This window comes from Rothia sp. HMSC072B03 (assembly GCF_001809565.1).
Taxonomy (GTDB): Bacteria; Actinomycetota; Actinomycetes; order Actinomycetales; family Micrococcaceae; genus Rothia; species Rothia mucilaginosa_A.
The window spans coordinates 170,811-183,652 of sequence record NZ_KV797970.1 but is presented as its reverse complement, the minus strand read 5'-3'; the positions used below and the strand labels follow the sequence as shown (position 1 = coordinate 183,652).

Sequence of the window (12,842 nt, the reverse complement as noted above, 5' to 3'; positions counted from 1 at the left end):
TGAAAGTACGGGGCGCCGCGAGGGATTTATACTGTGCGGGCTGTTATTGTGCGGCGAGCGCTACCACCGGTGCTTATCGGTGGTGCTTATCGGCGGGTTGCGTACATGCGGGCACGGTGCAGAGCACGGGCAAAATGCTGCGCACGCTGAACCGACTCCGGGCCGTCAGCGGTCGCAGAAACACGCACCGCAATATCCTCACGGCGCGCATCGCCCGTGAAGCCGTGGTCGGCATTGCACTGCGGATCCTGGCAACCGGCAGGAGCCAACTCCATGTGCAGCGAACCGGTCCAGGCAATCTGGAAGGAAATCTCAGTCGGGGCGGTGCTACCGGGGTTATACGCCTGCGGCTGGCTGAAACCGTAGCTGATGGTGACCGCGTTCAGGGCGCTCAGGTGCACCGCCTCCACGCTCACGTGCGCCACGGTACCCTGCGCGTCACCTTCAAGGTGCTGGTCGTCCAGGTGCGCAAAGATAACGTGCTCACCGCAGAGCACCATCACGGTGATGTGGCGGTGAAAATCATCGCGTGAGAAGTGGGTTTCATGCTGTACGAAGTGCGCGTCCGGGTTCATGCCCGCTAGCGCGTCATCCACCACTTCCAGCACGAGGTCGGGGTAGAAACCGGCATGCTTAATGTCTGCGACCAGTTGCTCGCGTTCGGGGGTGGTGGCGTACATCGTACCTCTTTCGTGCGGTGCCCTCATGAGGCGACGTCGGTCGGCGCACACAATGAAGGCGGTTAGGTATTACTACCCTCTACCTTAGAGGGTTCCAGCCGGGCTGTGCTACTTGACCACGCTAATACAGGCTCATATGACGGCGTGCGCTCCCCCGGTACGCTTCGGTTACTGGCCCGCGACCGGCTTGGCGCACCCCACAGGTGACGCTGACCAGCCAGCCCGTCTCATCCGCTACCACCCGCTAAAATAGGAGGAGCGAAAACACACCGACACGAGGAGATATATGGCTCGCCGATCCAAATCCGCCGTCAGCGACTACCCGGTGGATGTGGTAGAGAATATCGTCGACATCGACGTATCCGCCGAGATGGAAACCAGCTTCCTGGAATACTCCTACTCGGTGATTTATTCGCGCGCCCTCCCCGACGCCCGCGACGGCCTCAAGCCCGTGCAGCGCCGCATCCTCTACATGATGCAGCAGATGGGTCTGCGCCCCGACAAGGGCCACGTCAAGAGCGCCCGCGTGACCGGCGAGGTCATGGGTAAGCTCCACCCGCACGGCGACGCCGCCATCTACGACGCCATGGTGCGCCTCGCCCAGCCCTTCGCGCTGCGTCTGCCCCTCGTTGACGGTCACGGTAACTTCGGCTCCCTCGACGACGGCCCGGCAGCCGCCCGATACACCGAAGCACGCATGGCACCCGCCGCGCAGGCACTCACCGCAGACCTCGAAGAAGACGTGGTTGACTTCGTACCGAACTACGACAACCAGTTCATGCAGCCCTCCGTGCTGCCCGCAGCGTTCCCGAACCTGCTCGTCAACGGCACCACCGGCATCGCGGTCGGCATGGCAACCAACATGGCGCCGCACAACCTGCGCGAGGTCATCGCCGGTACCCGCCACCTCATCGCTCACCCCGAGGCGAGCCTCAAAGACATCATGAAGTTCATCCCCGGCCCCGACCTGCCCACCGGCGGCACCATCGTGGGTCTGGGAGGCATCCGTGACGCCTACGAAACCGGCCGCGGCACCTTCAAGACCCGCGCGAAGGTCTCCATCGAGCAGGTCAGCCCCCGCAAGCAGGGCATCGTCGTCACCGAACTGCCGTACATGGTCGGCCCCGAAAAGGTCATCGAAAAGATCAAGGACGGCGTCAACTCCAAGAAGCTCACCGGCATCTCCGACGTGGTCGACCTGACCGACCGCACCCACGGCCTGCGCCTCATCATCGAAATCAAGAACGGCTTTAACCCGGAGGCGGTGCTCGCCGCCCTCTACAAGCACACTCCGCTTGAGGACTCCTTCGGTATCAACAACGTGGCGCTCGTGGACGGTCAGCCGCAGACCCTCGGCCTGCTCGACCTGATGCGCGTGTACATTGACCACCGCCTGAACGTGGTCCGCCGCCGCACCGAATTCCGCCTGGGCAAGCGCACCGACCGCCTGCACCTGGTGGAGGGCCTGCTCGTGGCGATCCTCGACATTGACGAGGTCATCCAGATTATCCGTGAGTCTGACGAGACCGCTCAGGCACGCGAAAAGCTGAAGGCCGTCTTCGACCTGACAGACACCCAGGCGAACCATATCCTGGAGCTGCGCCTGCGCCAGCTCACCAAGTACTCCCGCCTGGAACTCGAGGCAGAACGCGACACCCTGCAGCAGGAAATTGCGGAATTGCAGCGTATCCTCGGCTCCGATGCGGCACTGCGCGAACTGGTCTCCGAGGAGCTCGCAGAGGTCGCCGAACGCTACGGCACCGACCGCCGCACCCAGCTCAAAACCAAGGACGAGATGCAGGTCGCCATTGAGGCGGTCACCGCGCAGTCCAAGGCGAAGAAGAGCCTGGGCCTCGCCCTCGAAATCGCGGACGATCCCTGCTGGGTGCTGCTTTCGGCCTCCGGCATGATGGGACGCACCCCCGGCAAGCCCATCCGCGAGGCACTCGTGGATCCCGGCAAGCGTTTCAAGCACGACGTGTTCACCTCGATTGTGCCGACCACCGCGCGCGGCGAGATTGGTGCCGTGACCTCCGCAGGACGCATGGTGCGCCTGTCCGTCATGGACATTGCGGTGCTGGACGAGAACGGAGGTACCCCCTCCATGGCATCGGCGGTGAAGGCTGCCGAGCTGGTTCAGCTCGCCAAGGGTGAGAAGCTGGTCGCCCTCGTACCGCTAAACACGGTGCTGGCGCTGGCAACCGCGGGCGGCGTGATCAAGCGCCTCAACCCGGATTATCTGCTGAACCAGACCGAGTGGGACATCATGAAGCTCAAGGACGGCGACGAAATCGTAGCCGCCGCCCCCTGCCCCACCGACGATGCGGTGCTCACCTTCGTCACCCGCGACGCGAAGCTGCTGACCTTCGACGCGGCGAAGGTCCGCCCGCAGGGACGCACCGGAGGCGGTATCGCGGGCATCAAGCTTACCGACGGCGACCGCCTCATCGCCCTGGGTGTGACCGCGCCCGGCGACGCGGCGGAGGTCGTGACCGTCACCAACGGTAAGGACGGCCTGGCGAGCGCCAAGGTCACCGCCCTGAGCGAGTACCCGCAGAAGGGCCGCGCGACCGGCGGTGTGCGTGCGCACCGATTCCTCACCGGTGAGAGCCAGCTGGCTCTGGCGTGGGTGGGCGCGGGCCCGGCGAAGGCGGCGTCCTCCGGCGGTGTGGCTCGTTCCCTGCCGACTGAGCACGGTGCCCGTGATGGTTCCGGTGTGATGCTCACTCAGAGCATCGGCATTGTGGGCCCGAACTATGCGGCTGTTTCTGCTGCGATGGCGGTTAGCCCGGAGGGTGAAAAGCTCTTCTAAGCGCGCCGTTCACGGCCTTTTGACCTTAGGTTGTTAACGAAGCCGGGGGCGAAGACACGTTGTGTGTGTCTTCACCCCCGGCTTTTATGTGGGACAGTGTCATAGAGCAATTTGTGCGGTAGCAGTGCTGCTGGAGGGGCTGATTGTGAGCTGTCGTCGGATGCTAAGTGTTGAGGATCGCGCGGCGATTATGGTGGGGTTGGAGGCTGGCTTGTCTCAGGTGCGTATCGCCCACTCGATTGGGCGTAGCCCCTCGGTGGTGTGCCGTGAAATCGCCCGCCACCAGTAAAGAGAATTCTTTTTCTAAATTTAAAATATATTCTTTCATGTAACCCGACTCCGAAACAAAATTCCAAGTTTCAAGATAATTTTCGATAGGTATTAATAAAGAATTGAATTCAATATAATATAGGCAAACAATCTTGACATTTTTTCAAATTGATATTTTAACCTTTATATTATTCAGTCATCTTGTTCAAGTACCAACTAGGGATGATTTGCTTCAAATCATCATACCATTCTAAAACTTCCTTAGCTTGATTTTGCATTACTGCTATTTCTTCAATTCCATAAGGTAGAGCCCAGGGTAGAGCTCCAACTATGTTATTTAGAATGTAAATGGCAAGAAGTTTCCAAAATAAATCTGGAACCTTGCCATCAAAATACCCATCTACCATACCGGATGCAAAAGAGGGAGAGACTTGAGCGGACCACACAATACGATTGAACTCCTCCCAAGGGTCCCCAAGATCAAATCGATCAAAGTCAATGACATAAATTTTACAATCTTCACCAATCATGAAATTCCCGATATGATAATCTCCATGCTGGAAAACCTGAGGTCTATCTTTTAGCCATTCTCGATTTGCATTTAAAAAATCAAGAAAAATCTGACCATTTTCATATTGAATGGGACATTTTTTATATTTTGAGATTTTGTCATCAATTTTTCGATTATAAAAACTTTCCCAATCTTCACAAACTTCTATTACAGGGAGTGAATGAATTTTTCGAAGCATACTTCCTGCTTCTACTCCGTAAGTGTATTGTTGTTCTTTCGAATAAGTTAAAATGGTTTCTCTTGCATCTTTTCCGTCTATCCATTCATGCATAGAATGCACCTCGTCACCGCAGAGTTCAATGCTAATTGGTTTACACATCGGAACTCCAAGAGAAGCTACTTTCTCCATCATATAAAATTCAAATTTCTTAGAATCCAACTTTTCCTTCTCAGAAACACGCAGGAAAAATTTTTGTTGATTCTTGTCAATAACACAATATTTTTTATCATCTGACCAGCCTTTATTTATGGCTACTTTACTAATAATCTCCATCAAGCCCTCTCCTATTCATTTCACAACAATTCTTGCAGTTTTCACTAGTAACATATCCAGTTCGTCTACTCCACGGGTTGCACGTATTGTGCCTCGTAGCCTCGTTCCTCGAAGTATACAACCTCCGGCACGGCACCCAGCTGGCCCGACAGGTCGACGACCCCCTCACGATCAACGTTTCCGGCGAACGGCGTCCATCCAGTCGAAGGCTGCGAGGTTCTCACCGGCATCACGCACGGCACCCTCGTCGCCCTCGAGCGTCACGACGTGCCGACGGCGCGGGCAATCGGCACGGAGAATAGGCCAGCGCCCGAGTACAACTCCATGGCGCTCTTGGAGGCGGAGTACATGCTGTTAATCACAGCGATCCGCGCAGAGATATGAACGCACAGAAAGACCCCGGTACATCATGTACCGGGGCCTTTCTTCATGTGCAATCCGCACGTCGTGCATACCGTCAGGGGCGTTTAGAGGCGAACCACCTCATCGCAGCGGGCAATATCCTCAGGACGGTGCGACACCAGAACCGTAGCCACGGAGCTAGAGCGAGTCGCCGCATCCAAGTCAGCCATCAGCGCGCGGGCAGACTCAGCGTCCAGGTGCGCGGTCGGCTCATCCAGCAACAGCACCGGCGAGTTCACCAGCAGGGCACGAGCCACCGCCAGACGCTGACGCTGACCACCCGACAGGAAGGAACCGCCAGCACCCACCGGAGTGCGCAGGCCCTGAGGCAGAGCGTCAAACCACTCGCCCAGACCCACACGGCGCAGAACCTCAATCAGCTCTTCCTCGCTCGGGCGATCCGAACGGTCACGAGCCAGCATCAGGTTACCCTCAAGGGTCGACTCGAAAATGTGAGCCGCCTGCGGGCACCACGCCGCGTAGCCGCGCAGCTGCTCGCCCTCCAGGACCTCACCGGAAGCCAGCACGCGGCCGGACTCCAGCGGCAAGAAGCCCAGAACGGTTGCGAGCACCGTAGACTTACCGGAACCGGAGGGGCCGGTCACCGCAGTCCAGGAGCCCGCGCGGGCGTTCATGTTCAGGTCGGTGAAGACCGGGTGATCCATGCCGGGCCAGCGGGCGGCAGCGTCCTGCAGACTCAGGGCGGGGTCGGTGACCTTCACGCCGAGTTCCTGCGGGGTACCGCAGCTGACCAGGGTGGGTTCGCCGGGCTTCGGCGGGCGCACAGCCTTAGAATCCGACTGAGCGCCAGCCTTAGAATCAGTTGCAGATTCGGGGCGGTCAAAGCGGTGAGCACGCTGACGGTCTGCTTCCAGCAGCTCCTCCATCTCGGCCTCCGCGCGGGCACGCAGACGCTCAACACGACGCGGCAGAACGTGGGTGTCCACCTCAGCCTCGGTCGGCACGGAACGCTTCAGGGTCGAGACGGCAACAATGCCCTCCAGGGATACGTCGCGCACGCTCGGGGCAATCGTCGCGAGCAGACGACTGAACGCGGGCCAGGAGCGGACCGCCTCAACATGACCTAGGGAGCTTTCCAGCATGCCGGTGCACAGCAGCACCACAATCGCCGCTTCGGGGGCACGCACGGTACCGTCAACAGCCAGCGGGTACGCAATGACTGCGCTCGCCAGAGCCGCACCGAACCAGCTGAGGGTCACGAGGGTACGACCCACGCCCTGAGCGGTCGAGCCCTTCTGCAGGGCGGACAGGTTCTCGGCGTCCAGGGCGCCGTTAGCCTTCTCAGCGGTGGTTGCCACACCGTTAGCGCGCAGATCCTCGGCTGCCGAGAGCATGCCGGTACCCAGGCGCAGCATCTGCGCGGTGGAGCGGCGAGCCAGCGCCTCCGCACGAGCATCGGCGCGAAGCACAATCCACGGAGCCACAAAAGTGCTAACCAGCACGGCAAGCAGAACCGGAATCAGAGCCTGCGGCAGAATGCACGCGGTCGTAATCAGCGCCGCGGTCATGACCAGCAGGTGCGCAGCCGGCGGAATAATAACGCGCGGCACGCCGTCACGCAGCTCATCAATACCGCCCACGAGGCGTTCGAGCAGCGCGTCACCACGCAGCAGGGCACGCACGCTGCTCACGCTCTGCCATGCGCCAACCCAGGCGCGCAGACGCAGAATATTTGCGGCGGCAAGAACCTTCGAGTGGGTCATCAGACGCTCAGCGTAGCGGGCGCAGGCACGACCCAGACCGAAGAAACGCACACCCACAATGGCGACCATCAGGTACATCATTGCCGGGCCCTCGGCGGCGCGAACAATCAGCCAGCCGGACAGCGCGGTCAGTGCCGCAGCCATCAGGGAAGTAATCGCAGCCATGATCACCGGGCCGGTTGCAGCGCGAACACCAATACCTGTCAGTTCCTTCAGGGTGCGCAGGCTTGCGAACAGGCCGGCAGGCTCGGTTTCCTCGGCCTCGGCAGTAGCGGAGGCGCCCGCCGGGGCGGTGCTTTCTGCCTCGTACTCTTCCCGGTCCTTGAGCAGGTGCGCGGGGGCTTGCGCGGGAACCGCAACGCGGGCGGTGTTCGCCTCGGCGGTCCAGGTGTAGCCCTGGGCGGTCTGCACAGCACGAACGAGGGTGTCGCAGCCAGCGGCGAGCTCCTGCTCGTGGGTCACAATCAGCACGGTTGCGCCAAGTTCCGCCAGGCGGTGCAGGGCGCGGGTCACCAGGTATGCCGAGTAGGCGTCCAGGTGCGCGGTCGGCTCATCCACCAGGACGGTCAGCACGGTCTGCTCACCGCCGGCACGGTAGATAGCCTCGGCACGAGCCAGGGTACGTGCCACGGCGAGGCGGCGCGCCTGACCTGCGCTGAGGGCACCGGGTTCAAGGGCGGTCAGCTTCTGCATGCCCAGCTGAGCCAGCGGGCCAACCAGCAGCGCGGACTCGGCATCGGTGGCGGACAGCTTCTTGGAGTCCATCGCTTCACCGAGCAGAGCGGATGCTCGCTCACGCTCCGCCTCGGTAGCGCTCAGCGCGTAGAGAGCCATTTCGGTCTGCACGGTCGGCGCGGTGAAGACCGGCGACTGCGGAATAACCAGAGTGGTTCCCAGACCGGTCACACTACCGCTCAGGTGCACGGGTTCCTCCGAGCCGGTGGGCACCAGACCCTCACGCACGGCACCGGAGAACACGTTCAGCAGGGTGGACTTACCGCAACCGGACTCACCCATCACGCCGATAACCGCGCCGCGCTCATCGTTGCCGGTGGCAACGCGACGGTCCAGGTTCAACGACAGGTTAGTCAGCACGGCAGGACGCGCCGGGTAGCTCACCGACAGGTCCTCAACAGCGATGGTGGAAGGCTGAGCCTCTTCACGCTCAGTTGCAGTCGAGTCCGCAGCGGCGGCAGGCAGGGGCGCATCAATAATCTTCTGGGCGCTACGCAGGGCGGCAACGCCGTCCTCCGACTGGTGGTAGGCGGCACCCACATCACGCAGCGGCTGGTAGCATTCGGGGGCCAGCAGCAGCACGAGAATTGCGGTGTCCAGGCCCAGGGTGCCGTTGACCAGGCGCACACCAATCAGCACAGCAATCAGCGCCACCGAAATGGTGGTGATGAGCTCCAGGGCGAGCGAAGACATGAAGGCGCTACGCAGGGTCTGCATGGTGCGTTCACGGTAACGCTGACCGAGGGCGTTCATGGAGCGGGTCTGTGCACGTTCACGGCCCAGACCGATAATGACGGGCAGGCCGCGCACCAGCTCCAGAATATGGTCGGAGAGGCGGTGCAGTTCAGCCTGAGCTTCTGCGGTTTCGTCGCGGGTGTTCTTACCAATCAGGATCATGAACACCGGAATAAGCGGCAAGGTGCAGGCAAGCACCATGGCGCTCATCCAGTCTAGGGCCGCCACAACAACCCAGAGGATGAACGGCACAATCGCGGTGGACACGAACGCGGTCAGGGTCTTCGTGTAGTAGTCATCCAGGGCGTTCAGGCCGCGGGACAGCAACACAGCGGTCGCGCCGGTACCTTCGGGGATGTCTGCGCCACCGGTGGCGAGCACGCGCTTGAGCAGGGCGGAACGAATCTGAGACTTCGCTCCGGAGGCGGCACGCTGCGCGCTCACAGCCAGCAGGTAGTCGGTACCCGAGCGGACAAGCAGGGCAGCCACGGCGACCGCAATCAGGCCGGGGGTAATGGTGTCTGCGTCGCCGAAGAGCCCACCGAGGCCGAGCAGCCAGCCGCCGTGTGCCTCCAGCTGTGCCTGCGCGGAGCCGGCGAACTCAACGTAGGCGCGGTACACGTCTGGCGCGCTGGTCTCTTTGAGGCGCGCGTGTTCGGCGGCAACAGCGGCGAATCCGGCGTGTGCCGCGCGGGCAATAATCACAGCCAGGGCGGCACTGAAAAGCACCGTCGCGAGGGTGTGCACGGCGGTGATGATGCCGAACGTGCTGAGGGTTTTACGGGCGTCAGGGCCCAGAGGCGGGCGACGGTCAGCGCGGTCGTTGCGCTTTCCTTCGGCCACCTCTGGTGCCTCTGTGTTCTGATGTTTGTCAGCGTGGCGCGGTGTGTGCGTTCGGCTCACGATTTTGTCCTTTGACCTAGTCTCTGGTGTTTTTACCTCCCCTTATTTTAAGGTTTGGGCTATCTAATACCTATTTGACCAGTCAGGTTTCGGGTAATTGGCTGTCCCTCACCCCGCGCTAGTTCTAGCCGCGCATCGCGTCGGCGGGGCTCTTGCGGGATGCCACCCACGCCGGGTACGCCGAAGACACCAGACCGGTAAGGGCGCCAACGCCCACGCCGAGCACCACGAATCCGGGTGAGAGAACCGCCTGCCAGCCCTGCACGAGCGAAAGAATAATCGTCGCAATCATGCCGGAGCAGGCGCCGATGGAGCCGCCGAGCACACCGAGCATGACGCCTTCCATGAGGAAGATGCGGGCAATCAGCCATTTACTCGATCCGATGGCGCGGCGCAGCGCAATCTCTGCGGTGCGCGATTGCACGGACAGGTACATTGCGGTTGCCGCTGAGAGGGAGGCGAGCACCAGCAGAATACCGGAGAGCACACCCACGTACAGGCCCAGGTCCGAGGCGATGGATGCGCGCAGGCTCTGCAGGTCGGAGGGGGTTTCCACGTTGATTTGGCTGGGTTCAGCGGGCTTGAGGGTCAGCGGAATCGCCTTGGCGACCGCCTTGCCGTAGCCTCGTTCGGTTTCGGCAATGTAGGTCACCTGGCCGCGTCCGGTGCGCTGAAGTGTGCCCGGCGAGACAATGACCGTGTTCCTGAATTCGTAGCCGCTATTGCCGGGGTCGAAAAGGCCGACGACCGGCATCAGCTGACCTTCCACCCAGATGCTCACACCGGGTGCCACCTGCGGCAGCCCGCCGAGCTTAATGCCGTACTCGACGGCGGGTAGCTCGCCGGGGCGGGGCTCGGTTGTGGCGTTATCTGCAGCCTTATCTTCGGGAATAATGCCGAGGGCACGGGCAGCGGAGACCGAGACGATAGCGCCGGAGAGATGCTCGGCGCGTTCACGGTCAGCAACGTTCTGCTGGGTGAGGGTCGAGTTCATCTGTTCGAGCGCACGCAGGGTTTCGGGGTTCATGCGGGCACCGATTTGCTCGAGCCGGGTCTTCGAGGTGGAGCTGAGGCCAATCGCGGTTTTGGGTTCGTCCTCGTAGGGGCTGAACCGGGTGATTCGCACGTCGGCGGGCGCCACGCTACTGACGAACCCGGTGTTCTTCACGTAGTCCAGCGCGGTGATGCGATCGGCAACGTTCTGCGCGGATTCGCCCTGCCGGTAGGTTCCGAGCATGTTCTGGTCATTGTCCCTGTCGCTGATGTAGAGCGTGGATTGTTCGGATCCGAGCAGGCGCTGGTTCACCTGGTAGCTGGCGGATTCGCTCATGCCGGAGGCGCTGATGAGTCCGCCCACGCCCAGCGCGAAGGACAGGCCCAGCAGCAGGGTGCGTAGCGGTCGTGAGGTGAGCGCCGAGATTGCCTCGATGCTGTCGTCGGTGAGAAAGCTTCCGCGGCGATGCGTAGCGGGCTTCTCCCCCGGTGCAAGGCTGGCGGAGGCATCTACCGGGCTATCCTGCGCGACCGGAACCACCTCAGCGACCGGCACCGTAGCCAAGTCGGCGCGGCTCTGCTCGTGCAGCCGCCCATCCTCAATGCGGATCACGCGGCGGGCGGCGGCGGCAACCTCCGGGTCGTGGGTAATCACCAGCACGGTACAGCCGGTCGCGTTAATGCGCTGAAGAATCTCAATGACCTTGGCGCTATTGTGGCTGTCCAGGTTGCCGGTCGGCTCGTCGGCAAGAATCAGCGGCGGGCGCGTGGCGAGGGCACGAGCAATGGCGCAGCGCTGCTTCTCGCCGCCGGAAAGGTAGCGGGTACGGATGCTGGCGCGGTCGCTCAACCCCAGAAATTCTAGGGTTTCTTCGGTGCGTTGCAGGCGCTCGCTGTAGGGTACGCCCTGCACGCGCAGACCCATAGAGGCGTTGGTCGTGCTGGTTTCGTCCAGCAGCATGTTTGAGGATTGGAAGATGAAGCCGAGGTGGTCTCGGCGCATTTCGTCGCGTTCTCTGTCGCTGAGTCCTTCCGTGTTTTTGCCGAAGAGGCTGTAGGTTCCGCTGGTGGGAGTGTCGAGCAGGCCAATGGCGTTGAGCAGGGTGGATTTACCGGAGCCCGACGGACCAATAATGGCGAGGAATTCGCCGCGTTCGACCACCAGGTCGAGACGATCGAGGACTGCTCGTTCGCTCCCCTCGAAAACACGGGTAATGCCGTGCATTTCGATAGCGGGCGCGGTACCGAGCCCGGCGGCAGGTGTAGCGGCGGACGCTACGTTGGGCGCAACTGTAGGCGCACGTCCCGGGCTTGCGTCTGGGGTTCTCTTACGGCGGCTCATGAGACAAGCACCTTCTGTCCCGTGCTGAGGTTCGCGTTGATTGCGGCGTATCCGCCGGCGGTGCGCAGAACCTCAACGTTGACTCGTTCGGTAGCGGGCGCATCCTTGCTGGTCGAGGTGGAGCTTCCGCCCTTTTCAACCAGCACGTAGGTGCCCTGGGAGTCCTGGCGTACCGCGGTAGTCGGCACGGCGAGGGTGGTTGAGGTGTTGCCCTTACTGGTGATGGATGCGCTCTGGCCCGGCGTGAGCTTGCTCGGGTCGTCGGCGCTGAATCGCACGCTCTTCGCCGCGCCCTTGGAGGGGTCGTTCTGCAGCTCACCAATGCTGGTGATGGTTCCCTCCACGCTGCCGGTAGAGGTGCGCAGGCTAACGCGGTCGCCCACCTTGAGCTTGTTGGCGACGGCGAGTTCAACGCTGGATTCCACGTAGGGTTCGCTGGTTTCTACGCTCGCGATGGGGTTGCCGTCGCTGATGAGCTGGCCCACCGCGGCAACGGCGGTGACGGTGTGGCTACCGCCGGGCAGAATCGCGTAGTTGCTTCGGGCAATGGTGGTGACACCCTCGCTGGGCACGCCGGTCAGGTGCGCGCGGTGCAGGCGCGTGACGGCGTCGAGGGTGTCTTCGGTGACGGTGCCGCTCTGCACGGTGGAGTACCCGGCGGAGTTCAGCGCCTTCTGGAAGGCGAGCACGTCGTCGCCGTTATCGCCCAGGTTGAGGTCGCGATACAGCGGCAGCGGCCCCTCCAGCACGAAGACGGGGTCGGCGCCAATGATGCCGATGAAGTCACCGGCCTTGAGCACGTTACCGGGCTTCTGGTTCTGGTAGACGAGCACCGGCTCACCGTTGGTGCGCGCGCTAATCGGGGCGGTCTCCCCAGCCTTGGTGGTTCCGGCAATGGCGAGGCCCTCGCTGACGGTTCGTTCTTCGACCTTCGCCCAGACCGGAATCACGGTTTTCGCCTGCACGGCCGGGTCGGGGCCCGTGGCGGCGTAGCGGGTGCCCAGGTAGAAGGACAGCATGAGCGAGCCGATGGCGAGGATAGCCAGCAGCAGGAGCACGCGGGGTCGGGCGATGCGTTCGCTGAAGCGGTGCCCGCTGTTTTGGTTTTTCGTGTGAGTGGTCATGGCGGTGTCTTTCTGAACTGTGTCAGCGCTGTCTATTTCTCTGCGCTGCCTATTTCTT

General features: G+C 61.8%; 7 protein-coding genes. 2 read left to right on the top strand and 5 right to left on the bottom strand.

All coding sequences use genetic code 11. The features are described 5' to 3' along the window. Positions 1 to 86: 86 nt before the first annotated feature. Positions 87 to 680 carry a DUF5998 family protein gene (locus HMPREF2630_RS07400; RefSeq protein ID WP_049350301.1) on the bottom strand — a complete coding sequence of 198 codons (594 nt, stop codon included), beginning with the start codon at positions 678 to 680 and terminating at the stop codon, positions 87 to 89. 286 nt (positions 681 to 966) lie between these two features. Here HMPREF2630_RS07400 and HMPREF2630_RS07395 point away from each other — a divergent pair, with 286 nt between their 5' ends. Both HMPREF2630_RS07395 and HMPREF2630_RS08970 read left to right on the top strand, forming a co-directional pair. Further along, complete coding sequence (locus HMPREF2630_RS07395) at positions 967 to 3,492, top strand: DNA gyrase/topoisomerase IV subunit A (RefSeq protein WP_070484216.1); 2,526 nt, start codon at positions 967 to 969, stop codon at positions 3,490 to 3,492. 145 nt (positions 3,493 to 3,637) lie between these two features. Then, complete coding sequence (locus HMPREF2630_RS08970) at positions 3,638 to 3,781, top strand: helix-turn-helix domain-containing protein (protein ID WP_210389024.1); 144 nt, start codon at positions 3,638 to 3,640, stop codon at positions 3,779 to 3,781. Positions 3,782 to 3,950: 169 nt separating this feature from the next. Here HMPREF2630_RS08970 and HMPREF2630_RS07390 read toward each other — a convergent pair whose 3' ends face one another. The 4 genes from HMPREF2630_RS07390 to HMPREF2630_RS07375 form a co-directional block, all read right to left on the bottom strand. Continuing rightward, entirely contained in the window at positions 3,951 to 4,826 is an 876-nt protein-coding gene (locus tag HMPREF2630_RS07390; RefSeq protein WP_070484213.1) for an aminoglycoside phosphotransferase family protein, read from the bottom strand. 467 nt (positions 4,827 to 5,293) lie between these two features. Then, complete coding sequence (locus tag HMPREF2630_RS07385; protein WP_246822768.1) at positions 5,294 to 9,265, bottom strand: thiol reductant ABC exporter subunit CydD/CydC; 3,972 nt, start codon at positions 9,263 to 9,265, stop codon at positions 5,294 to 5,296. Positions 9,266 to 9,449: 184 nt separating this feature from the next. Then, positions 9,450 to 11,660, bottom strand: a complete 2,211-nt coding sequence (locus HMPREF2630_RS07380; RefSeq protein ID WP_070484207.1) for an ABC transporter ATP-binding protein/permease — start codon at positions 11,658 to 11,660, stop codon at positions 9,450 to 9,452. Beyond that, positions 11,657 to 12,784 (bottom strand): efflux RND transporter periplasmic adaptor subunit, encoded by a 1,128-nt coding sequence (locus HMPREF2630_RS07375; RefSeq protein ID WP_049343113.1) that lies wholly within the window; start codon positions 12,782 to 12,784, stop codon positions 11,657 to 11,659. The genes HMPREF2630_RS07380 and HMPREF2630_RS07375 overlap by 4 nt, the downstream gene beginning before the upstream one ends. Positions 12,785 to 12,842: the final 58 nt, after the last annotated feature.